General features: G+C 28.1%; 25 protein-coding genes. 1 reads left to right on the top strand and 24 read right to left on the bottom strand.

The features are described from left to right. Positions 1–148 precede the first annotated feature (148 nt). The 17 genes from FRIFI_RS11020 to dapF all read right to left on the bottom strand — a co-directional run bounded on the left by FRIFI_RS11020 (position 149) and on the right by dapF (position 16,977). Entirely contained in the window at positions 149–793 is a 645-nt protein-coding gene (locus FRIFI_RS11020; RefSeq protein WP_166505867.1) for a thiamine diphosphokinase, read from the bottom strand. A gap of 9 nt (positions 794–802) precedes the next feature. Continuing rightward, positions 803–1,459 carry a ribulose-phosphate 3-epimerase gene (rpe, locus tag FRIFI_RS11025; protein ID WP_166505868.1) on the bottom strand — a complete coding sequence of 219 codons (657 nt, stop codon included), beginning with the start codon at positions 1,457–1,459 and terminating at the stop codon, positions 803–805. 1 nt (position 1,460) lies between these two features. Further along, a complete protein-coding gene (gene rsgA / locus FRIFI_RS11030) occupies positions 1,461–2,345 on the bottom strand; it encodes a ribosome small subunit-dependent GTPase A (RefSeq protein ID WP_092924346.1) in 885 nt (294 codons plus the stop codon). Between the two features lie 168 nt (positions 2,346–2,513). Then, positions 2,514–4,421, bottom strand: a complete 1,908-nt coding sequence (gene pknB / locus FRIFI_RS11035; RefSeq protein ID WP_166505869.1) for a Stk1 family PASTA domain-containing Ser/Thr kinase — start codon at positions 4,419–4,421, stop codon at positions 2,514–2,516. Positions 4,422–4,433: 12 nt separating this feature from the next. Beyond that, positions 4,434–5,183, bottom strand: coding sequence for a Stp1/IreP family PP2C-type Ser/Thr phosphatase (locus FRIFI_RS11040; protein WP_166505870.1), 750 nt, complete (start codon positions 5,181–5,183; stop codon positions 4,434–4,436). An 18-nt stretch (positions 5,184–5,201) separates the two neighbouring features. Continuing rightward, on the bottom strand, positions 5,202–6,233 hold the full coding sequence (rlmN, locus tag FRIFI_RS11045) for a dual-specificity RNA methyltransferase RlmN (RefSeq protein WP_092924337.1): 1,032 nt from the start codon (positions 6,231–6,233) through the stop codon (positions 5,202–5,204). Between the two features lie 9 nt (positions 6,234–6,242). Then, on the bottom strand, positions 6,243–7,568 hold the full coding sequence (gene rsmB / locus FRIFI_RS11050; RefSeq protein WP_166505871.1) for a 16S rRNA (cytosine(967)-C(5))-methyltransferase RsmB: 1,326 nt from the start codon (positions 7,566–7,568) through the stop codon (positions 6,243–6,245). Between the two features lie 56 nt (positions 7,569–7,624). Next, positions 7,625–8,326, bottom strand: coding sequence for a zinc metallopeptidase (locus FRIFI_RS11055; protein ID WP_092924331.1), 702 nt, complete (start codon positions 8,324–8,326; stop codon positions 7,625–7,627). A gap of 34 nt (positions 8,327–8,360) precedes the next feature. Beyond that, the gene (locus tag FRIFI_RS11060; protein ID WP_166505872.1) at positions 8,361–9,113 is read right to left on the bottom strand and encodes a DUF116 domain-containing protein; all 753 of its coding nucleotides are present in this window, start codon (positions 9,111–9,113) and stop codon (positions 8,361–8,363) included. A 9-nt stretch (positions 9,114–9,122) separates the two neighbouring features. After that, entirely contained in the window at positions 9,123–10,052 is a 930-nt protein-coding gene (fmt, locus tag FRIFI_RS11065) for a methionyl-tRNA formyltransferase (RefSeq protein ID WP_166505873.1), read from the bottom strand. 14 nt (positions 10,053–10,066) lie between these two features. Continuing rightward, positions 10,067–10,507 carry a peptide deformylase gene (def, locus tag FRIFI_RS11070; RefSeq protein WP_092924321.1) on the bottom strand — a complete coding sequence of 147 codons (441 nt, stop codon included), beginning with the start codon at positions 10,505–10,507 and terminating at the stop codon, positions 10,067–10,069. A gap of 19 nt (positions 10,508–10,526) precedes the next feature. After that, on the bottom strand, positions 10,527–13,016 hold the full coding sequence (priA, locus tag FRIFI_RS11075) for a primosomal protein N' (RefSeq protein WP_166505874.1): 2,490 nt from the start codon (positions 13,014–13,016) through the stop codon (positions 10,527–10,529). Between the two features lie 109 nt (positions 13,017–13,125). Beyond that, a complete protein-coding gene (gene coaBC / locus FRIFI_RS11080) occupies positions 13,126–14,325 on the bottom strand; it encodes a bifunctional phosphopantothenoylcysteine decarboxylase/phosphopantothenate--cysteine ligase CoaBC (protein WP_166505875.1) in 1,200 nt (399 codons plus the stop codon). Positions 14,326–14,330: 5 nt separating this feature from the next. Continuing rightward, complete coding sequence (gene rpoZ / locus FRIFI_RS11085; RefSeq protein WP_166505876.1) at positions 14,331–14,594, bottom strand: DNA-directed RNA polymerase subunit omega; 264 nt, start codon at positions 14,592–14,594, stop codon at positions 14,331–14,333. 1 nt (position 14,595) lies between these two features. Then, the gene (gene gmk / locus FRIFI_RS11090; protein WP_092924309.1) at positions 14,596–15,213 is read right to left on the bottom strand and encodes a guanylate kinase; all 618 of its coding nucleotides are present in this window, start codon (positions 15,211–15,213) and stop codon (positions 14,596–14,598) included. Between the two features lie 53 nt (positions 15,214–15,266). Continuing rightward, positions 15,267–16,148 carry a YicC/YloC family endoribonuclease gene (locus tag FRIFI_RS11095; protein ID WP_092924306.1) on the bottom strand — a complete coding sequence of 294 codons (882 nt, stop codon included), beginning with the start codon at positions 16,146–16,148 and terminating at the stop codon, positions 15,267–15,269. Position 16,149: 1 nt separating this feature from the next. Next, the gene (gene dapF / locus FRIFI_RS11100; protein ID WP_166505877.1) at positions 16,150–16,977 is read right to left on the bottom strand and encodes a diaminopimelate epimerase; all 828 of its coding nucleotides are present in this window, start codon (positions 16,975–16,977) and stop codon (positions 16,150–16,152) included. A gap of 203 nt (positions 16,978–17,180) precedes the next feature. Here dapF and FRIFI_RS11105 point away from each other — a divergent pair, with 203 nt between their 5' ends. Then, on the top strand, positions 17,181–18,953 hold the full coding sequence (locus FRIFI_RS11105; protein ID WP_166505878.1) for an Rqc2 family fibronectin-binding protein: 1,773 nt from the start codon (positions 17,181–17,183) through the stop codon (positions 18,951–18,953). A gap of 79 nt (positions 18,954–19,032) precedes the next feature. Here the strand turns inward: FRIFI_RS11105 and FRIFI_RS11110 are convergent, their stop codons facing one another. From FRIFI_RS11110 to FRIFI_RS11140, 7 genes are all read right to left on the bottom strand, one after another. Then, positions 19,033–20,052 (bottom strand): BMP family lipoprotein, encoded by a 1,020-nt coding sequence (locus FRIFI_RS11110; protein ID WP_166505879.1) that lies wholly within the window; start codon positions 20,050–20,052, stop codon positions 19,033–19,035. 273 nt (positions 20,053–20,325) lie between these two features. Then, complete coding sequence (locus tag FRIFI_RS11115; RefSeq protein WP_092924295.1) at positions 20,326–21,570, bottom strand: uracil-xanthine permease family protein; 1,245 nt, start codon at positions 21,568–21,570, stop codon at positions 20,326–20,328. Between the two features lie 105 nt (positions 21,571–21,675). Continuing rightward, positions 21,676–22,209: a bifunctional pyr operon transcriptional regulator/uracil phosphoribosyltransferase PyrR gene (gene pyrR, locus FRIFI_RS11120; protein ID WP_092924293.1), complete on the bottom strand. Its 534-nt coding sequence runs from the start codon at positions 22,207–22,209 to the stop codon at positions 21,676–21,678. A 229-nt stretch (positions 22,210–22,438) separates the two neighbouring features. Beyond that, positions 22,439–23,350 carry an RluA family pseudouridine synthase gene (locus FRIFI_RS11125; RefSeq protein ID WP_166505880.1) on the bottom strand — a complete coding sequence of 304 codons (912 nt, stop codon included), beginning with the start codon at positions 23,348–23,350 and terminating at the stop codon, positions 22,439–22,441. Then, on the bottom strand, positions 23,350–23,805 hold the full coding sequence (gene lspA / locus FRIFI_RS11130) for a signal peptidase II (RefSeq protein WP_166505881.1): 456 nt from the start codon (positions 23,803–23,805) through the stop codon (positions 23,350–23,352). Before lspA ends, FRIFI_RS11125 begins: the two co-directional genes overlap by 1 nt. Positions 23,806–23,870: 65 nt before the next feature. Beyond that, on the bottom strand, positions 23,871–24,641 hold the full coding sequence (locus FRIFI_RS11135; protein WP_166505882.1) for a polysaccharide deacetylase family protein: 771 nt from the start codon (positions 24,639–24,641) through the stop codon (positions 23,871–23,873). Positions 24,642–24,647: 6 nt separating this feature from the next. Further along, positions 24,648–25,148, bottom strand: coding sequence for a TraR/DksA family transcriptional regulator (locus FRIFI_RS11140; RefSeq protein WP_166505883.1), 501 nt, complete (start codon positions 25,146–25,148; stop codon positions 24,648–24,650).

Here is a 25,148-nt window from a genome sequence, read left to right on the forward strand (position 1 = left end):
ATTATAATTATTACTATATTTGACTTATGTGTTTTATAATCCTTTTATACAATTTAAATATTTTAAGTTTATATAGATTTATATTTTTTAGCTCATAAATAATATTAATTTAGTATTATTACACAAAAAAGATGACTTTCGTCATCTTTTATATATTTCTAATAGCAATTAAACTACCTTCATTTACTTTTACTCTACATTTATTTTCTAACATTACATTAGATATTCCTAATGGCAAATAAAACTTCATATCATATTCCTCTAAGGGATATTCAAAATTAGTAAGGGTAACTCCTTTTGCATCACCACTTAAAGGTATTACTGATACAGTATCTCCTATATTTCCTTTAATTTCTATTTCTTCATTTATAGCTATCTGTATTATCTCTTTTTCACTTATTATAGTAGGTATCATTCCTATACTTTTTACAAAGTACAATAAGTTTATATTTGCAATAGTATGATCTATTCTTCCTCCCAAAGCAAAATAAAAATCAATTTCCTTTACTTTAAGATTTTTAGCTAGATAAATACACAACTCCGTATCTGTTTCATTTTTTTTCGAAGGAAACCTTTCAAACTTTACATTTAGGTTCTTATAATAATTGACTATACTACTATCTACAGAATCTAAATCCCCTATTATATAATCTGGAACTATATCCATGTTGTAGATATGATTTGCTCCTCCATCTGCACATATTATATAGTCGTACTTATTTTTGGCTAATATTTCTTTAATATTATTGTAGTTCTCTGATTTTCCATTTAGTATAATGCAAGCTTTTTTCAATTTTTATACCTATAAACTAGCATTTTCTCTAAATAAATTTACTGTTTTTACTATATCATCACTATTAAATATTGCAGAACCCGCAACTATTATATTAGCCCCAGCCTTAACAACTTTATCTACATTGGTAGGCTTTATTCCTCCATCAACTTGTATGTCTATATTTAAATTTCTATCATCTATTAGTTTTTTTAATTCTTCTATTTTAGGTATCATACCCTCTATAAATGATTGCCCACCAAATCCTGGATTGACAGTCATTATAAGTACCATATCTACATCTTCTATTACATGTTTTATAGTTTCTATTGGTGTTGCTGGGTTTAGTGCAACTCCAGCTTTTACATTGTACGATTTTATATTTTGTATAGTTCTGTGTAAGTGTTTACATGCTTCTTGATGAACAACTATTAAATCACAACCTGCATCTACAAAATCCTTTATATAATTATCTGGATTTTCTATCATTAGATGTGCATCAAATACCATATTTACATCTTTTCTAAGGGACTTAACAAGACCTGGCCCTAAAGTTATATTTGGAACAAAATGTCCATCCATAACATCGATATGAAGGTATTCACATCCTGCACTTTCTACTTTTTTTACATCTTCTAATAGTCTTGCAAAATCTGCTGATAATATTGACGGTGCTAATTTAATCATTTTAATATCTCCTCTTCCCTTGTCTTATTTCATTTAATAATTGTATATAGCTATCATATCTTTTTTTAGATATTTTTCCTTCACTAACAGCTTCTTTAACTGCACAACTTGGTTCATTTTCATGTATACATCTAAAACCAAATCTACAGTCATCAAACTCATCAAATTCTATAAAATATTCTTTAAGTTCACTTTCTTCTATATCATCAAGAGTTAGAGAACTAAATCCAGGTGTATCTGCTACCATTCCTCCACACTCTAGTTTTAAAAGTTCTGCATGTCTTGTTGTATGCTTACCTCTTTTTATTTTATCACTTACTTCACCAGTTTGTAACTCAAAGTTTTTATCTATTTCATTTAATAGACTTGACTTACCTACCCCAGATGGACCTGCGAATACTACTACATTTCCATTTAATTCTTCTTTTATCTTATCTATATTTAATTTAGTTTTATTGCTAACTGGTATTACTTTATATCCACTTATTTCATATATATTTTTTAGCTCTTCTACTAAATCTCCATCTTCATCTAAATCTACTTTAGTTAAAACTATGACTATATCTAGGTTTTCCTTTTCAGCCAATACTATAAATCTATCTAATAACGATAAATTAGGCTTAGGATTTTTTATAGCAAATACTATAAGTGCTTTGTCTACGTTTGCTATAGGTGGTCTTATAAGTTCTGTATCTCTTTTGTCTATTTCCTCTATTACACCCTTTTTATCCTCTTCATCTACTATATTTATTTTTACTCTATCCCCAACTAAAGGTGTTATCTTTTGCTTTCTAAATATTCCTCTAGCTTTACATTCATATATCCCATTTTCAGTGTCTATGTAATAAAATCCCCCTATTCCTTTTACAATTTTTCCATCTAACATCTATTTCCTCCTCTAATTTTTCTAGCATAATTATTCTTTCCTATTTTTATATAATATCATAATAAGTTAACAATTAACCTATATTTATTTTTTATTACTTAAAATATCATTAATATTTATTAAAATAAAAGCCCAACTTATTAAGTTGGACTTTTTTGTTTAACTAATTTATTCTTGTGATTGTGTAGTATTTCCACTTCCTTCAGTACCAGTGTTATTTCCTCCACCTTGAGAAGGATTACTTCCTCCATTGTTTGAATTTTCTCCACTAGGTGAATTTCCACCTGTGTTTCCTCCAGTATTACCACCAGCATTATCCCCTGGTTTTTCTGGAGTAGTATTACCTGATTCCCCTGAGTTACCTTGACTATTTCCAGAATTATTTGAACCATTACCTGTCTCTGGTTTAGTGTTTTGATTTTCGTCTGGTGTAACTACTGGAGGAGTTTGTGTATTATCACTTTCCTCTTTTTTATTTTCTTCAGGTGGTGCTACTGGCTTAGGTCCCTTACTTACCACTACATCAACTGCTTCTCCATTCCCTGAAATAGATGTACCTGATTGAGGTGTCTGTCTAATTATATTTCCTTCTTTAAAGCTTTCGCTAAACTCTTGCTTAACATTGCCTAAAACTAAATTATTTTCTCTTAGTACACTCTCTGCTTCTATTAAGCTAAGTCCAACTACATTTGGAACCTGAGCTTGTTTTTTACCTTTACTTAAAACGATAGTTACAGAATCTCCTTCTTTTACTTGTTTTCCAGCTTCCGGCATTTGAGATATTACATGGTTAGCTTCTACATTTGTATCATATTCTTCTTTTATTGTTACATTTAAGCCTAAATCATCTAGCTTTCTTTGAGCTTCATCTAAGCTCATATTTTTAACATCAGGAGTAATCACTGTCTCCACTCCTGTTTGATTGCTATTTGATCCTAATAAATATTTGCCTGCTAGATAAACTTGAGCACCTAATATTATTATCAATATTACTGCTGCAACTACAAGTATTTTTTTCATTAAAGGGCTATCTTCTTTTACTTCTTTTTTTCTTCTATTTGAATTCTTAGATTTCTTTTTTTCATTTCTGTTTTGCTTAGGGTCTTCATACTCGTCTTCGTCTTCATAATCATCATATTCATCATCATATGCTTCTTCTTGATTATCATCAACATTAACCATAGAGTTTCTTAATTCCCTATCTTCTATCTTTTGAGTAGCATAGTTATCATATTCTTTTATAAAATCTAAATCTATATTCTTTTCTATGTACTCAATATCTTCTATCAATTCTTCTGCACTTTGATACCTATCAGCACTAGATTTTTCTGTTAGCTTTTTTATAATAGTTCTTACACTTTGAGGAATTCTAACTTTCTCCTCTTGAGTGAAATCTAAATTATCATTTATATGCTGAAGTGCTATTGATATAGGACTATCTCCCCTAAATGGTACCTTACCTATTAACATTTCATATAATACTATTCCTAAAGAATAAAGATCTGCATTACTAGTTACAAATTTACCTTTAGCTTGTTCTGGTGAAAAATAATGTACAGAACCTATTATACTTCCAATGTTTGTCATAGTAGAATTAGATACAGCCTTAGCTATACCAAAGTCTGCTACTTTAACTATTCTGCCTTCATTTGATATAAGTATATTGTGAGGTTTTATATCTCTATGAATAATACCTTTTCTATGTGCTGCACTAAGAGCCATAGCTATTTGTTTAGTTATATCAAGTGCAGTATATTCATCTAAAACACCTTCATTTTTTATTATTTCTTTTAAATTTTGCCCATCTATAAATTCCATTACTATGTAATGAACTTTTCCATCTTCTCCTACATCATATACATTTACTATATTAGGGTGCGATAAACTAGCTACAGCTTCTGCTTCTCTTTTAAATTTTCCTAAGAACTCCTCATCATCAACAAATTCAGGTCTTAAAACTTTTACAGCTACAGTTCTGTTTAAAAGTCTATCTTTAGCTTCATATACAAAAGCCATTCCTCCATCGCCAATTTTTCTAATAATTTCATATCTATTACCTAAAACAGTCTCTCCCACTTTATCACCATCCTATTTATCCTCTATTACTATAACAGATATATTGTCCCTTCCAGACATGCTGTTTGCTTTATTTATTAAATCATCACTTATCTCTTTGACTTCAATGTCTTTCATCATAATCTCTTCAATACTTTCATTATCAACAAATCCTGTTAAACCATCACTACATAAAAGAATTTTATCTCCTCTATCTATTTCATGCTTAAATATATCGACAATAACTATTTCTTCACTTCCCATAGCTCTTGTTATATGATTTCTTCTAGGATGATTTTTAGCTTCTTCCTCTGTTATGATGTTTGCCTTTATTAGCTCTTCAACTACAGAATGATCCATTGTAACTTTTTTAAATTCATTTTTACTTAATAAATAACATCTACTATCTCCAACATTAGCTACATATAACTTATTTTTATATAGTATAGCCGTTGTTAAAGTAGTCCCCATGCCTGAATATTCTTCACCACTTATAGACTTTTTATATATTATGGAGTTCACTTCATTATAAGCTTGTTTTATTATATCATCTATATAGTCTATTTTGATGTTATTATTTTGTAATAAGTTTTCCTTTAAGAAAAACATTATATTATCTACTGCTAGCTTACTTGCAACTTCTCCTTTTTTATGTCCACCCATTCCATCTGCTAGGGCAAATATGCCTATATCAGCAGAATCCGTTTTTATAATTTCACCCATACAATAATCTTCGTTATTTTTCCTAACTAGGCCTATGTCTGAGTCACAACTATAAATCATTAGACTTCCCCCCTAAAGCTACTTATGCTTTCTTCTTAATTGTCCACAAGCTCCACCAATATCAGAGCCCATAGATATTCTAACTGTAGCTGGTATATTATTTTTTTCTAATATATCTTTAAACTTGTATATATGAGACTTATCTGGACGTTTAAAGTCTCTTTCTTCTACATTGTTTATAGGTATTAAGTTAACATGACATAACATGCCCTTTAGTAACTTTATTAGTTCATTTGCTTCATTTGGCGAATCATTTACACCTTTTATAAGAGAGTACTCTAGGGTAACCCTTCTATTTGTCTTTTTTATATAATACTTGCAAGCATCTAGTATCTCCTTTATAGGATATGCATTTGCTATTGGCATAATTTCTTTTCTTTTTTCATCATATGGAGAGTGAAGTGATAAAGCAAGGTTTATAGGTATCTCTAAATCTGCAAGTTCTCTCATTTTTGGTGCTATACCACAAGTTGATAAAGTTATATGTCTATAACCTATATTTAAACCATTTTTATCATTTACTATTTCTAAAAACTTCTTAGTATTTTCAAAGTTATCTAGTGGTTCACCACTTCCCATTAAAACAAGATTTGATACTCTTTTACCTGTATCTTCTTGTATTTTTAGTATTTGATCTAAGATTTCCCAAGGCTCTAAATTTCTTAAAAGCCCATCTATAGTAGATGCACAAAACTTACATCCCATTCTACATCCTACTTGATTTGATATACAAACTGTAACTCTATCATCGTAATCCATCATTACAGTTTCTATTATATTACCATCGTTTAATAAAAATAAATACTTTTTAGTTTTATCAATCTTTGATTCTAATTTCAATTCGATTTCTATATTTCCTATATAGGATACTTCAGCTAATTTTTCTCTTAAACTTTTTGGAATATTATTCATATCATCAAAAGTCTTAGCACCCTTGTATATCCAAGAGTAAACTTGACTTCCTCTAAAAGCTTTTTCTCCTATAGTTTTCATAAACTCTTTTAGCTCTTCTTCTGTAAAGTTTTTTAATGCAACTTTATCTTGATTCATATTTTATCACTACCTTACTTTTCTTAATTTTGCTATAAAGAAACCATCCATTCCATGTATGTTAGGGTATATTTTTAAATATCCTTTATCTTGGTTATCTAAATCTACATTCACTTCATCTATAGGTACTAATTCAAAATCATTGTTAGTCTTTATAAACTCATTTATTATATTTATATTCTCAGTATCTTCTATAGTACAAGTACTATATACAAGTATTCCATCTTTCTTAACATACTTAGATGCATTTTCTAATATAGTTTTTTGTATTAAAGGTAAATCTTTTAGTTCTGCCTTTGTTTTATATTTTATTTCTGGTTTTCTTTTTATTATTCCAAGTCCTGAACATGGTACATCTGCCAATACATAGTCAAATTTATTTATACTTTTTTCATCTACTTTAGATGAGTCAAATTTTTCTACAACTACATTTTTAAGACCTAATCTATTTACTGTTGATGTTATAAGTTTTAATTTATGTTCAAATATATCTCTGGCCAAAACTTCTCCAGTATTATTCATAAGAGTCGCTAAATGAGTAGTTTTTCCACCTGGTGCACTACACATATCAAGTACTAATGAATTTTTTTTAGGATTAACTACTTTTCCAACTAACATTGAACTTATATCTTGAACTGTAAATAATCCTTCTTTAAACAATTCATTATTTTCTATATTTTTAAAGTTTTCCACTCTTATAGCTTCTTCTATAAGGTTTACTTTATAAGCTTTTACACCTATATTATTTAGCTTTTCTATAAGTTCACCTCTGTTAATTTTTAAAGTGTTAACTCTTAAGTATAAATTTGGCTTTTCATTATTAGAATCTAATAAATCTTTTGTGAATTCTTCTCCAAAGTTTTTAATCCAATTTTTTATCATCCATGGACTATAAGAGTATTTAGTAGATAAATACATTATGTTATCATCTATATCTACTTTTAAAATCTCTTCTTTTTTTCTTATTATATTTCTAAGTATTGCATTTACAAATCCTGATGATCTTTTATCATATTTTTTGACTAAATTTACGGTCTCATTAACAGCTGCATAATCAGATATACTATCTAAAAATGCTATCTGATATACACCTAATCTTAGCAATATTTTAACACAAGTTGACATCTTTTGTGTCTTTATCTTAGAAAGTTTATTTATTATATAATCTAAATAATATTGATTTTCTATTACACCATATATTAATTCTGTAGCAAGACCTCTATCTTGATTAGTCATTTCAATTTTCTTAAAATGTTTATTTATTGATGTATTAGAATAATTATTATTCTCCTCAATATCTAAAAGTACCTTATATGCTATTTCTCTTGCCTTCATGCTATTTCTCCTTAATTTAAACAGAAAAAGTCCTAGAAACCCTAGGACAATCTCCTTTAATCATTATCTCTGTTTGCTATTGCTAATAATCTAAGTAGTTGTAAAACTGAAGTTAATGCTGCAGCTACATAAGTTAATGCTGCTGCTGTAAGAACCTTTCTACTTTGATTAGATTCTCTTTTGTCTACTATTCCTAGATTATTAAGCTGAACTATAGCTCTACTTGATGCATTAAATTCAACTGGTAATGTTACTATTTGGAATAAGACTGATGCTGCAAATAGTATTATTCCTATTTCTAAAAATGGTCCCCTCATTATAAATCCTAAAGCAATTAATAACCAAGATATATTAGATGAAAAATTAACTATAGGAACTAAAGCACTTCTAAAATTAAGTGGTACATATCCTTTAGCATGCTGTATTGCATGGCCACATTCATGTGCCGCAACTGATATAGATGTTATCGATGTTCCATAATATATATCTTGTGATAATCTAACAGTATTACTTCTTGGATCATAATGGTCAGTTAAATGCCCTGTAACCATTTCTATAGATACGTTATTTAATCCATTAGAATTTAATATTGTTCTTGCTACTTGTTCTCCAGTATAACCTTTACTTGAATTCACTCTTAGATACTTACTAGTAGTACTACTTACTTTAAATTGAGCATAAATAGTAAAAAGTATCGCTGGAATTAATATCATAATTGTAGGGTCTAAACCATACCCATATCCATATGGATAAAACATATAAAACACTCCTATCTTAATTTAATATAGATTCTTATAAAGATAAGCTATATATTCTCTCTGTAAAAAATTTTATAGCTTCTTCAACTTCATTTATATCTATATTAGTATCTACACAAGGTCCATTAGGTCTTTTATTAAATACACCTAAAACGGGTACATGTCTCATATCTTGTACTCCAGCTGTTAAGTCCCTTTCACAAGCTACTGCTATAACAGCTTTTGGTCTGTTATCCATTATTATTTTTCTGGCTAGTGTTCCCCCTGTAGCTACAAATATATTTACATTTGTTTTTTCTTTTAATTTTACTAAATCTCCTATATTACACAAACCACAAGTTGCACAGTTTTCTATTTTGTTAGTAACTTTTAACTTACAGCTATTTCTTTGAACACAATGAGGTATTAATATTAATATTTCTTCTGGCTTTAAGTTATAACTATTACTATATATATATTTATTGTTTAATTTTATATATACCTTTCTTATTTCATTTTTGGGTATATTAACAAATTCTGCAATAATAGTTATTATAGGAAATAAAAATGATACAATTTTAAAGTTAACCTTCATTAAAGATGAGTCTACATCTTTATCCCTTATAATATTATTTGTAACTACTATAGAAAATATTATTACTATCGATGCTAATAATATTAGTATATCTGTTATTATAGCAAATACACCTGCTAAAGTAGATATAAAAAAGTTAACAAGTAAACCTATAGTCAAAAGAATTACTAATAATATACCTATGGCCGTCATATACTTTTTTGATTCTACCATTTTATTTACCTAGCCTAATATTTTTGAAGTATCTATACTGTTTCCCTTTATATATTCAGAAACTAAAACTCTTTTCTTTCCTGGCATTTGTATTTCTTCAAGTAATATTACTTTATCTAAAGTGCTTACTTTTATACCATCTTTATCAACGCTTAATATAGTTCCAGGTGCTTTTTGACTTTCCTCATTTAGCACTTTCGTCTTCCATACTTTCATAGTCTTTCCATCATAAGTTGTATATGCACTTGGCCATGGATTAACCCCTCTTACAAGGTTATGTATATCTTTTGCACTTTTATTAAAATCTATATTTCCTAAAGACTTATCCATCATAGGTGCATAACTAAACTCATCATGATTTTGCTTAGTTCTTGGTGCACACCCTTTTTCAATTAAGTCTAAAGTTTCTTTTAGAGTTTCTGCTCCAACAACCATCATCTTATCATGAAGCTCTCCTGCTGTTATTTCATTATCTAATGCAAACTCTTTTTGTAGTATCATATCTCCAGTATCTAGACCTTCATCCATATACATAGTAGTAACTCCTGTTTTTTCTTCACCATTTATTATTACCCAGTTTATAGGTGCCGCTCCTCTATATTTTGGAAGTAAAGAAACATGGACATTTATACAACCAAACTTAGGAATATCTAATATAGATTTAGGAAGTATTTGTCCATAAGCTACAACTACTATTACATCTGGATTTAATTCCTTTAATACATTTGCAAACTCTTCATCTCTTGCCTTTAATGGTTGATATACTGGTATATCATATTTAAGTGCAAGCTCTTTAACAGGAGGCATTCCAAGCTTTTTACCTCTATTTTGAGGTTTATCTGGTTGAGTTATCACACCTATTACTTCATGTTTTTCATCTATTATTTTTTGTAAACACCCAAGAGCAATCTCAGGTGTACCCATAAATACTATCCTCATTTAATCATCTCCTACTACTTTTGTACTTTGTCTACAAATAATACACCATCTAAATGGTCTATTTCATGGCAAAATGCTCTTGCTAAAAATTCTTCAGCCTTTATTTCAACATATTGACCTTGTCTATTAAATGCTCTTACTGTTACATAATATGGTCTATTTACAGCTCCACATTCGCCTATAACACTTAAGCATCCTTCATCTCCTAATTGCTCTCCAGAAGTTTCTATTATTTCTGGATTTATAAGTTCTATTATACCATCACCGATATCTATAACAGCAACTCTCTTTAATACTCCTACTTGAGGTGCAGCAAGACCTACACCATCTGCATGATACATTGTTTCTGCCATATCATCTAATAATTGTATTAATCTATCATCTATTTTTTCTACCTTTTTTGCTTTTTTTCTTAAAATAGGGTCTCCTATTTGAACTATTTCTCTTAACGCCATTTTTGTCTCCTCCTATATTTTATAATATGTTGTTTGGATTAATATCTATGGATACATTAACCTCTTTATTAAACACTACGTCTCGTTTTGTTATACATATATATTTTATTATACCTTTTAATAGATTTATTTCAATATCCTCATCCTTAAATAATATCTGCCATCTATAATTTTGGTTTATTTTTGATATTGAACATGGGTTTGGACCTAATATGAAATCAAAATTATTTATACCCCTAGATTTGAGAAGATAAATAATTGAATCATACATATTCTTAGCATTTTGCTTTACTATATGTTCATTTTCACCGCTTATTACAACACTTACCATATTGTTAAAAGGAGCATATCCAAATGCTTTTCTGATTTTTATTTCATCTTCATAAAATCCTTCATAATCATAGTTTATGGCTCTTCTTATAGCATAGTGATCTGTATCATAAGTTTGAAGAATAACCTTACCTTCCTTATCAGATCTTCCTGCCCGTCCTGAAACTTGAGTTACTAGCTGAAATGTAGTTTCAAAACTTTTAAAATCCGGAAAATTCAATATCATATCTGCTGATAATATTCCTACTAAGGTTACATTGTCAAAGTCTAATCCCTTACTCAACATCTGTGTTCCTATTAATATGTCTGCTTCTTTATTTTTAAATTTATTAAGAATTTCTTCTAATGAACCTTTTTTAGAGGTAGTATCTTTATCCATTCTAAGAATTTTTGCATCTTTGAATATATTTTTTAACTCTTCCTCTATCTTTTGAGTTCCTATTCCAAAAGGTTTTACATAGTTGCTTCCACATTCCGGGCACTCATGAGGTATTTCTTTTTCATAACCACAATAATGGCACCTTCCTATGTTATTTATTTTGTGATATGTTAATGATATATCACAATTTTCACATTGAAATACATAACTACAGTTTCTACATGATACAAAACTTGCATAACCTCTTCTATTTAAAAATAATATTACCTGATTATTATTTTTAATAGCAGTTTCTATTTCTTGTTGTAGTCTTATGCTAAATATACTCTTATTTCCATTATTTAGTTCTAATTTCATATCTACAACTTCAATTTTTGGAAGCGGTCTTTTATTAGCTCTAGATTTTATTTCTATTAATTCATACTCTTTATTGCAAGCTTTATAGTATTCTTCAACAGATGGAGTTGCAGAACCTAATATCAACGATATATTTTCCTTGTGCGACATATACCTAGCAACTTCTATAGTGCTAAATTTAGGGTTTTTCTCTGACTTATATGAAGACTCATGAAATTCATCTATTATTATTACACCTAAGTTTTTAAATGGAGCAAATAATGCAGATCTTGCACCTATTAATATTCTTATTTTGCCTGCTTTTATAGCTTTATACACATCATGTTTTTGACCTTCTGATAATTGACTATGAAATACTCCTACTATATCTCCAAACCTATTTTTTAATCTATCTATAGTTTGTGGAGTTAGAGATATCTCTGGTACTAAAAATATACTATCTAAACCCTGATTTAGTGCATAATCTATAACTTCCATATATACTTCTGTCTTACCACTACCTGTTACACCATGAATCATGTAAGGTTTTTTATTTTCTTCAAACATCTCTGATGTTATTTTATTAACAGCATATAATTGCTCTTTATTTAATTTTATATCTTTATAGTCCGTGCTATATATATCTTTAGGCCTTCTATAATAATCTCTTATTTCTAAATTAATTAAATTCTTATCATATAATGATGTTATGCTTTTTTTAGATGCATTTAACAATTCCATTATATCATTTATTTCACTATTATCATTGTACTTTAAAAAGTTTATAACTTCTTTTTGCTTACTTCCTAGGGCTATCTTATTGTTTTTTATATATTCATCTATATAATCACTATCAATAGCTAATGATACATAGCATATTTTCTTTTCATTTTTATGATCTTTATATTCCCATAAAATATCTATTATATTTTTTTTATTAAGTCTGTAAAGTATATTATTTATATTATTTATAGACTTTAATTTATCTATTTTTATCTTTCCTTTGTTATCTAGTATAGAATTTACTACTATCTGCTCATCTTCATTTAATGAACTAATTACACCTTTTATTTCTAATTGGTCTAAATTTCTTATATCGCTATTTAAAACTGCAACTTTATAATTATTTAACTTATATCCTTTTGGATATATTAAGTTTATACAATCTATATATGTGCACAGATATCTATTTTTCATCCATTTTACCAATTCTAAATCTTCTTTTGAAAATATAGGCTCTTTATCTAATACATCTATAATTTCTTTTAACCTTATGTTATCTTCTACTTTATTATTTATCTCAAAGACAAAGGCTTCTGTAGGTTTATTTCCTCTACCAAAAGGAACTAAAACTCTATGACCTACTTTTAAATCATCTATTAAAAGATTTGAAAATTTGTATGTAAATAAATTGTCTGTATGTATAGTATTGCTTCTTACTACTAATTTCGCATACTTTTCCATTATAAAACATCTATCTCCTACTCGTATTAACTAGATTATGTCCTTTTTAATAGCTATTTACTCAATTATACCTCTTGCTAAAAATAAAAGCATCTAAATTAATAGATGCTTATCTTTGTAGTAACTTATTGACATTATCTAATATAACATCTGCCACTTCTTCTTTTTTCATTTTTGGATATTCTGTAATATTTCCATCTTTATCTATAATCTTAACTATATTAGTATCTACACCAAATCCAGCGCCTTTTTTAGTTAAATCATTAGCTACAATAAAATCTAGATTCTTTTTCTTTATTTTACCTTTAGCATTTTCTATAAGGTCATTAGTTTCTGCTGCAAATCCAACTAGTATTTTATCTTTTTTTATCTTGCCTATTTCATAAGCTATATCTTTATTTCTTTCTAATTCTATAGATAAATCATCATCAGATTTTTTTATTTTCTTATTAGAATAGTTTTTAGGCTTATAATCTGCTACTGCTGCACTTTTTATTACAACTTGATTATCATCTAAGTTTTCTAAAACTGCATTATACATATCCTCAGCACTTTCTATTTTTATAAGCTTTTTTATATTTTTAGGAACTTCTAGATTAGTTTGTCCTGATATTAAAGTTACATTAGCACCTCTATTTGCTGCTTGAGTTGCAATTGCATATCCCATCTTACCTGTAGATCTATTGCTTATAAATCTCATTGGATCTATGCTTTCTACTGTAGGTCCAGCAGTAACTATTATATTTTTACCAATTAAATCTTGCTTTTGTGTAAGTAAATTAACTACTTCATTTACTATTACCTCTGGTGATGCTAACTTACCTTTTCCAGTATCTCCACAAGCAAGTCTTCCACTTTCTGGATCTACAAAATTACAACCTAGTTCCTTTAATATTTTTATATTTCTTTGAAGTACAGGATTTTCATACATATTAGTATTCATAGCAGGTGCTATTAATACTTTTGCCTTAGTAGCCATAACTGTTGTTGTAAGCATGTCATCAGCTATGCCATTAGCCATTTTACCTATGAAGTTAGCAGTTGCAGGTGCTATTAAAAATACATCTGCTTTTTTAGCTAGTGATACATGCTCTACATCCCAAGTTTTTGGTTCTTCAAACATATCACAAACTACATAGTTTTGGCTTAATGATTGAAATGATAATGGAGTTACAAATTCAGTAGCAGCTTTAGTCATTATAACATGAACATTTACACCTAATTTTCTAAGTCTACTTACTACATCTAATGATTTGTATACAGCTATTCCTCCACTTACTCCTAGTACAACAGTTTTACCTTTTAACATAAGAATTACTCCTCTTCTGTAATTTTTTGTTCTAAGTGCTTTTCAGCTTCATTTAAATCTATTTCTTCTTGAGTTAATAATCTATAGCTTATTTTACCATCAGCAACTTCTTGAGTCGCTATAGTTACAGGTTTGTTATCTCTAGTTTTTGTAGTTGTTATAGGCTCAGCACCGTCTATTATTTCTCTAGCTCTTTTTGCTACTGTTCCAACTAAATAATATCTGTTGTCTATTTTGTTTAATACTTCATTTATTGATGGTTTTAACATTTTATAATTCCTCCTTGAATTTTGCTATTATATTATTTTTATATCTATTAACTTTATTTTTTTCCGCTAATATTATACTTTCTAATTCTTTTACTGATGTATTTACATCTTTATTCACTACAAAATAGTCGTAATCAGATATTTTGTTTATTTCTTCAAATGCACAACTAAATCTTTTGTGTATTTCTTCTTCTGTTTCTGTTCCTCTTCCAACTATTCTATTTTTTAATTCTTCAAGAGATGGCGGTAATACAAATATAAATACACCCTCTGGATATACATCTTTTATTTGCTTAGCTCCTTGCATTTCTATCTCTAATATGACATCTTGTCCATTTTCTAAAGATTCTATTATAGCAGCCTTTGGTGTACCATAAAAATTGTCATAAATTTGAGCATACTCTAAAAATTCACCATTATTTATCATCGTTTGGAATTTTTCTTTTTCTAAAAAGAAGTAATTAACTCCATCAACTTCGCCATTTCTTGGCTTTCTAGTTGTTGCTGATACCGATAATTTTATATCGTGATTTTTGTTTAGTAGCTCTTTGCATATTGTACCTTTACCAGCTCCTGATGGACCAGATACAACTAATAATAGCCCTTTTTTCTTAAGCATTACTATCTTCCTTTCTGATATACAAGTTTCATTATTATATATTTTATTATTATTTATTCTATATTTTGTATTTGCTCTCTTATTTTCTCTAATTCAGATTTAACTTCTACTACTAAATTAGTTATATTTAAGTCTGATGATTTTGATCCTATTGTATTTGTTTCTCTGTTCATTTCTTGTATTAGGAAGTCTATCTTTCTTCCTATTGATTCGTCTTTTACTATAGTCTTTTTTAATTGCTCTATATGACTTTTAAATCTTACTATTTCCTCTGTTATACTGCTTTTATCTGCATATATTGCAACTTCTTGTGCCAATCTATTTTCATCTATTATGCTAGGATTTTCTAGTATCTCAGATATTCTAGTATTTAATTTTTCTTTATAATCAATAACAACATTATATGAATACTTTTCAATTTCTTCAATATAATTTTTAAGAAGGTCACATCTCATTATAACATCTTCTGCTAATTTTTTACCTTCTTCTATTCTCATTTCTTTTAAATTACTTAAAGCTTCTTCTAAAGATTTTTTAAGCATTTCCCATAAAAATTCTTCATCTTCTTCTTTTTCTTCAGCTTTTATTATGTCAGGAAACTTAGCTATATTCATAACGCTTATATCATCTATTAAATCAAACTTATTTTTTATTTGATTTAATATTCCTACATATTGACTAGCTAATACTTCATCGAATTTTAAGTTTACATCTTCACTACCTAATACGTCAAGCTTTATGTATAAATCAACTCTACCTCTTTTTACATAATTTTTTATTAAGTTTCTTGCCTTTTCTTCTAAAAATGATATCTTTCTTGGTAATCTTATATTTATATCTGCATATTTATGATTTATAGTCTTACACTCTATTAAAAAATAATAGTTATCATCTTTATATTCTCCTCTACCAAAGCCAGTCATACTTATTGCCATATTATACCTCCAAAATACCTTCACATATTTTAACTGCAGGCCCTGTCATATATATACAGTCCTCATTTATATCTATTTTTACACATCCACCTTGTGATGTTACATATACATTTTTATCTAATTTTCTTAAAAAATTTCCTATAACTGCTGATGCTGTCATTCCTGTACCACATCCTAAAGTATAACCACATCCTCTTTCCCAAGTAGCTACTTTTATATTATTATTATCTTCAATTTTTACAAAGTTTACATTAGTGCCTTTTAAAAACATTTTATTTTTTTCTATTTCACTTCCATATTTATGTACATCATTTAAGTTTATATCATCTACAAAAACAACAGTATGAGGAACTCCCATTAACATAGAGCTTACTATAAATTCTTTATCTTTTACTTTTATCTTTTGCTCTAAGAAAGTTTCCATAGTATGAATCATAGATATGTTTTTACACAAGAAGCTTCCACTTCCCATATTAACTTTTACTAAACTTGTTATATTATCCTCTTTGTTTATATTTACTTCTTTTATTCCATCAAGAGTTTCTATTTTAAAATTTTCTTTTAATACTATCTCATTGTCATAAACATATTTAGCAAAACATCTAAGTCCATTTCCACACATAGATGCTATCGACCCATCAGAATTATAATATAACATTTTAACATCTGCTATGTTAGATTTCTTAACAATTAAAAGCCCATCAGCACCTACTGAAAATTTTCTATTACATACTTTTTTTGCTATTTTTTCGTATTCATCATATTGATTAAACCTTTGGTCTATAACTATAAAATCATTCCCTATCCCATGTAATTTCCAAAATTCCATACTATCCCCCTCTAATTTAATCCCTAACTTAATATTATACAATATATTAATAAGAAAGGGAAATTATATAGATATAAAATTTGTTTTTATCCCCTTATAATTAATTATATACTTTCTTTAATTAATTTTGATAAATATTCACAATATACTTATATTATGTAATAATTATTATATATTGTTCATCTAAGAAAGGAGCGATTATTATGGCTTTAGATGGTTTAGTTATACATTCTATAGTAAACGAGCTACAATCAAAGATTTTAGGAGGTAAGATAGATAAAGTATACCAACCTGAAAACGATGAAGTTGTTTTACATATAAGAAACAATAAAGAGAACTTTAAATTAGTATTAAGTGCTAGTGCCTCAAATCCAAGGGTATATTTAGCTAAGGATTATAAAAAAGAAAATCCTATAAATGCCCCTATGTTTTGTATGCTTTTTAGAAAACATATACAAGGAGGTAATATAGTAAATATATCTCAGGTAGGTTTTGAAAGAATAGTAAAAATAAGTGTAGAGTCTCTTGATGAGTTGAAGGAAAAAACTACAAAGGATATATATATAGAAATAATGGGTAGACACAGTAATATAATACTTACTCATTCAAATGATAATAAAATAATAGACTCAGCAAAGAGAATACCTCCTAGCATAAGTAGGGTTAGACAGATACTCCCAGGTATGACTTACAATCTACCTCCTGCTCAAGATAAATTAAATCCTTTAGATGATATATCTGAAGATGAATTTATAAAAGAATTAGAATCTTTTGATGGTAACTTATACAAGTCTATTTACTCTAGGTTTTTAGGCATAAGCCCTGTTATTTCCAAGGAAATTTGTCATAGAGCAAACATAAATGAAAATTTAAGTACATCTGAGTATTCTTTTGATGATTTAAGATCTTTATATAAAGAGTTTAAAGGTTTATTTAAAGATATGAAAAATAATATCTATTCTCCATGTGTTGTAGTAGATGAAAGTGTTGATAAAATCATAGATTTTAGTTGCGTAGATTTAACAATGTTTAAAGATTTATCTTTTGTTAAAAATGATAGTATGTCTTATATAATTGAATATTACTATAAAACTAAGGATATAAAAGACAGAGTTCATCAAAGATCTTCTGATTTAAGAAAAAGTATTTCTATAAAGTTAGATAGACTTTACAATAAACTAAAAAAACAAAATGAAGAACTTATAGCATCTGAGAATGCTGATATATACAAGATTTATGGAGAACTTATAACTTCATATATCTACATGATAGAAAAAGGTATGGAAAGTGTTGAGGTTCAAAACTTCTACGACCCAGAATATAAAACTATAAAAATAAAACTTAATAAAAATCTAACTCCTTCTGAGAATGCTCAGAAGTACTTTAAAAAATATACTAAGATGAAAACTGCTAAAATAGAAATAACTCATCAAATAGATATAACCAAAGATGAAATAGAATATTTAGAGAATATAATGCTTAGTATAGAAAATTGTGAAAACCTAGCAGAGCTACTTGATATAAGAGAAGAGCTAGGTAGAGTTGGTTATTTAAAATCATCTAGTAAAAATAAAAAAGAAACTAAGCTTACAACTAAACCTCATGAATTTTTAAGTAGTGATGGATTTAAAATATTGGTAGGTAAAAATAATAAACAAAATGATCATCTTACTTTAAAGATTGCAAGTAATGATGATATATGGATGCATACTAAAAATATACCAGGTTCTCATGTTATTATAAAATCTGATTCTAAAGATATACCTGAAACAACTTTATATGAAGGTGCTATGCTTGCTGCATACTTTAGTAAATCAAAAATGTCTGCACAAGTTCCTGTTGATTATACAAAAAAGAAAAATGTCAAAAAGCCTAATGGAGCAAAACCTGGTATGGTAATATATGAAACTAACAACACAATGTATGTAACTCCTACAGATGAACTTGTTGCAAAGCTTAGAATAAAAGAAAATTAAAACAAACTTTAAACATTTAAATCTAAACTTTTTATTAATAATATTAAAAGCCTTATGGATTTCCATAAGGCTTTTTTATCTATTTCATCATATCATTATATTCTTTTTCTGTTCTTGGAACGTTTATTTCTCCATCTATAACTTTTTTAGCTTGTTTATTTACATAATCTATTATTTCTTGAGGTACAAGCTTGTTAGTATTTTCTGGTATACCTACTGCACCTTCTTTTAATCCATAAACTTGAGCTTCTCCACCTTTGTAGTTCCCTTCAACTAATGATTTAGCTAAATCATAAGATGCTACGTTTAATTTCTTTAATGCAGATGTTATTACATTATCTGGAGCTAAATAACTTTGATCTCTATCAACACCTATAGCATATTTATTATTTTCTCTAGCTGCTTCTATAGCACCTGTTCCTGTATCCCCTGCTGCTGATAATATTGTATCTACATTTGAAGCATACATTTGCTTAGCTATTGATTTACCTTTTGCTTGATCACTAAATGAGTTTGCATATTGCTGTGCTACTTTTACATCTTTGTTAGTAGTCTCTACTCCATACTTGTATCCATATTGATATTTACTTATAGCTGGAGTTGGCATTCCTCCTATAAATCCTACATTATTAGTCTTAGTCATCTTAGCAGCTATTATTCCTGTTAAGTATGCTGCTTCTTCTTCTTTAAATATTACAGGCACAACATTTTCTGGAATTTTGTCATATGTTTCATCCATTAATGCAAATTTTTGGTCTGGATAACTTTCTGCTGATTCTTTTATAGCATCTTTTAATTGGTATCCAACACCTATTATTAAATCAGTTTCTTGGTCTACTAATGTCTCTATATTTTGTATATAATCAGATTCTTGTGGTGATTCTAAGTATTTTATATCTATATTAAAATCTTCTTTAGCTTTTTGTAATCCTTCCCACGTAGCTTGGTTAAATGATTGATCAGTTATACTTCCTTCCCCTAACACTATCCCTACTGAAAGATTTGAATTTGCCTTTTCATTTTTTGATGAACATCCAGTTAGCAATGTTGCTGACAATACTACTGATGCTGCTATTGATATTAGCTTTTTAAACTTCATAAACTCCTCCTAAATGCTATTGAACTTTAATCTTAAATTTTTATTTTTCGTTCGACAATAGGTTTTTATTTTACAATACATATTATAATTTGTCTATACTTTTGCTTTTATTTTCTATTTTTTATAATTTTTTTCGTATATATACGATCATTATTTGTATATCATTCATTTTTTAGTATTTATTATTAAGTATAAAAAATTTTAAATTTATTATAAAAAATAAAAGCTATAAAGTTTGAGATTATTCAAACTTTATAGCTTTTTATTTATATATTATACTATTGTAGCTTGTGGAGATACATTTTTAGTATCTTCTTTTGCTTTAAATTCACTATTATTTAATATCCTATTTAATATAACTCCAACTATAGCCGATAAACTAAGCCCTGTTATAGATACAGCTTCAGTAATAGGTATACCTATTACTATACCCTTATTTCCTAAATAAGTTGTTCCAAGTCCTATTATCATTATCGTAGCTATTATTATTATATTATTTTTATTTTGAGTACATTCTCCATCTTTTATAGTTTTAAACCCTACAAAAGTTATCATAGAGAATAATAATATACTTATTCCACCCATTACTGCTTGAGGTATACTTTGTAAGAATCCCCCAAACTTACCTATGCAAGAAAGTATTATAGCAAATACTGCTGTTCTTCTTAATAAAGAAGGATCATAGTTTTTAGTTATAGCTAAAACTGCTGTATTTTCTCCATACGTAGTATTTGCAGGACCTCCTAAGAATCCAGCTACCATAGTTGCTAATCCATCTCCTAGCAAGGTTTTATTTAATCCCGGATTTTCTATGAAATTTTTACCAACCACTGCTCCATTTGTAGTCATATCTCCTATATGTTCCATAAATACTGCTAGAACTACTGGAGCTATTATTACTATAGCTTCTAAGCTAAACTTTGGTAATGTAAACTTTGGTATCTCAACTAAACTTGCTTGTGTTATTGTAGATACATCTACTAATCCCATCGCTAAACATATCACATATCCTGAAATAACTGCTATTAATATTCCTAATTGCTTTATAAATCCTTTTGCAAACTTATTTATACAAAATGCTATTCCTAAAGTTATTATTGCTATTAAAAAGTTTGATGAGGCCATATTAAATGCTGTTGGTAATAAGTTAAGACCTATTACACCTATCATAGCTCCTGTTACTTGTGGTGGAAAATATTTTTTTATCTTATCTATTCCTACCGCTTTAACTGCAAAAGACATTATTACATATATAAGTCCCGCTACCATTATACCACCTTGAGCATAAGCTAAGTCTCCGCCATAAGCTTCTTTAGCTGCTAATATTACTGGTATAAACGCAAAGCTTGAACCTAAAAATACTGGTACTTTTCCACCTGTACAAGCATGAAATATTAAAGTTCCTACACCTGCACAAAATATTGCTACTGCAGGATTAAATCCTGTCAATATAGGAACTAACACTGTTGCTCCAAACATTGCTAATAGATGTTGTAATGACATTACTGTTTTTTTCATAAAAAAACCTCCCATAAATTTTTTAGGGAGAAATACTTCTCCCTTTTTCAGTCTCTCTGTACTGATTTAAAAGGCACTATTGTATATTGATTATAGTGTATTTAATTATTCGTTTATTGTTACACAATCTTCTTTGTCTGTTTCTGCTAACTTAACGCATATTATTTCTTTATTTGATGTTGGCACATTTTTACCTACATAATCTGCTCTTACAGGTAACTCTCTATGTCCTCTATCAACTAATACTGCTAGTTGTATAGATTTTGGTCTTCCAATATCCATTAGTGCATCTAGCGCACCTCTTACAGTTCTTCCAGTGTATAATACATCGTCAACTAGTATAACTTTCTTATCATTTATATCAAAATCTATGTTAGAACCATTGATCACAGGATCTACATCTACTTCTTTTAAATCATCTCTATATAAAGTTATATCGATTTCTCCTGTGTTAACTTTTTTTCCTTCTATCTGTTCAATTTTTTTAGATATTCTATGAGCTATAGGTACTCCTCTAGTTTTTATACCTACTAAAACTACATCTTCAATACCTTTGTTTCTTTCTATTATTTCATGGCTTATTCTTGTTATAGCTCTACCAATTGCTTTTTCATCCATTAATTGGGCCTTTTCTATCATGGTGACCTCCTATTATATAAGATTTTTTGTTTAAAAAAGCTTCTTATCACAAGACAAGAAGCTTATATATTCTAATTAAATATAAGTATGATTAATAAATTAAACCAACTAATATAATTTGATATATTATATGTTTATATAGCTTTTGCCTTATGATATCTCTGTATCACTTAAAGGTATTTCTTTTATTTTTTATTATTATATATCTATATCATATATTTTTCAAGACCTATTTAAGTTTATTAATTATATTCTTAAAATATTTAGGTAATTCTGAATCAAATTCTATATACTCTTTAGTAGTTGGGTGTATAAATCCAATCTTTTTTGCATGTAATGTTTGACCTTCTACTTTGAATTTATTATTTTTAGGACCATACACAGTGTCTCCTAAAAGTGGATGATTTATAGATAAAGCATGAACTCTTATTTGATGAGTTCTTCCTGTTTCAAGTCTCGCTCTCATATGTGTAAAGTTTTCATATCTAGCAACAACTTCAAAATGAGTAACAGCTCTTTTTCCATCTTTAACCACTGCCATTTTAAGTCTATCTTTAGGATTTCTTCCTATTGGTTTATCTACAGTTATTTTATCTTCTTTTACTACTCCATGACATATAAATTCATATTCTCTAGTTATAGAATGGTCTTTTAATTGTTCTGCTAAAAAATTATGAGCATTGTTATTTTTAGCTATCATTAACAGCCCTGATGTATCTTTATCTATTCTATGAACTATACCAGGTCTTATTACTCCATTTATAGATGATAAATTGTCTTTACAATGATATAGTATTGCATTAACTAAGGTTCCTTCATAATTTCCTGGAGCTGGGTGAACTACCATATTTTGAGGTTTGTTAACTATCATTACATCGCTATCTTCATAAACTATATCAATAGGTATATCTTGTGGTAATACCTCTAATAACTTTGGAGCTGGTATTTGTATGATTATTTTATCATCTTCTTTGACTAAGTATTTAGCTTTTTCAACCTTACCATTTACACTCACTTTTTTATCTTTTATTATCTTTTGTATGTAACTTCTTGACATATCTCCTAATTGAGAAGATAGGTATACATCTAATCTATCTCCCTCTTCTTCATCAAGAACTAAAAATTCTTTTATTTCGTCCATTACTTCACCTGCTTTTCTTCCTCAAAAAATAAAATATATATGCATAGCATTATAGTTCCTACTACTACAAACACATCTGCAATATTAAATACGTATTCCCATATAAATCTAAAATCAAAATAGTCTACTACAAATCCAAGTCTTATTCTATCTATTAAATTGCCTATAGCTCCAGATATTATAAGTATTATACTTGATTTTCCTAATAAATTTAAATTCTTATTAGTATTTAAATAGTATAATCCAAATATAGATGCTGCTAATGCAACTATTATAAATATGATTTGATTATTTTGCAACATTCCAAATGCTGCCCCTCTATTTTCTACATAAGTTAGATGAAACACATTTTCTATTATGGGTATACTACCTATTCCTTTTAGGTGTCCTAATACCCATAATTTAGAAAGTTGATCTATTCCTATCAATACAGCTATCATTAATATATACGTCAATATTTTTTCCTCCCAAAATTATATATATATTATATTATACAAAAAAAGGCTCCCTTATTGGAAGCCTATTGTTGTTTTTGCGTTGCACGATCTTTATCTAGACTATCTTTGAGCTCATGTATAGTAACAAACTCAAATCCTTTTTCTTTTAGTTTAGGAATAAACATATCTAATGCCAGTATAGTTTGTGAAGTTTTATTTCTCACTTTATTATAATCATGTAAAAGTATTATATTCCCATTTTCCACCTTTGATGTAATTGTGTTAACTATATAATCTACTCCTGGGTTAGACCAATCTCTAGGATCTATATTTGACCATAGTATTATATCCATATCATTGTTTTTTATTATATCACACATATTTTTAGATACGGCCCTGTATGGAGGTCTAAATGATGTTGGATACTCACCTATAGCTTCTTTTATTATATTTTGAGTATCTATAATCTCTTTATTTATTTCATCATAAGATTTTTTAGATACGTTTATATGAGTAAATGTATGGTTAGCAATTTCATGCCCTTCTTTAAATGCTCTTTTCACTATATCACCATTATACCCTACCTTTTCTCCTATTACGAAGAAAGTTCCTTTTACATTGTGTTTTTTAAGTATATCTAGTATTTGAGGAGTGAAATCTTCATCTGGCCCATCATCAAAGGTTAAAGCCACTACTTTTTTATCATCTCTTCCTTTTTTTATTATTATATCTTCATATTCTTTAAAATTATCACTAACTAAATTATTAGCTTCTATTGTATTTATATTTTCTAGCTTAAACATACCAAATATAAAAATTGCAGATATACAAATAACATATAGTATTTTTTTCATCATATATTAGTCTTTATCAGACTCTTCCTTTGGCATTTTGTTCATTTCATATAATTTTAATAATACTTCATCATAAAATGTAGGACCTTCATTTATTAAATTTTGACCTTCTTCTCTACTAGTTAGATGCATATCTGGTTGATGTTTTGCACAGTTGCTACATAAATTTGTTTCTGGTAGTATATCTAATCTATCAGCCTCAATATTATTTTTGCATATATCACATATTCCATAAGTTCCATTCTCTATTTTATTTAAAGCATTTTCTACATTAAATAATCTACCTTTTTCATGAATCGTTAAACTATTTTGCATATCTTGCATATATACTTCTGTCCCTATATCCGCTAAATGATTATCATAACTAGATAATTCTCCTGATGTATACTTTTCACTAGTGTGTTCACTTGTATCTCCAAATACTGTATTATCTTGCATTTCATTTATTAGGCTCGATAACTTCTCCTTTTCTTTTAGTAGTTCTTCTTTGTACTTTTGGGTATTCAT

This window comes from Romboutsia hominis, assembly GCF_900002575.1.
GTDB classification, from domain to species: Bacteria; Bacillota; Clostridia; order Peptostreptococcales; family Peptostreptococcaceae; genus Romboutsia_C; species Romboutsia_C hominis.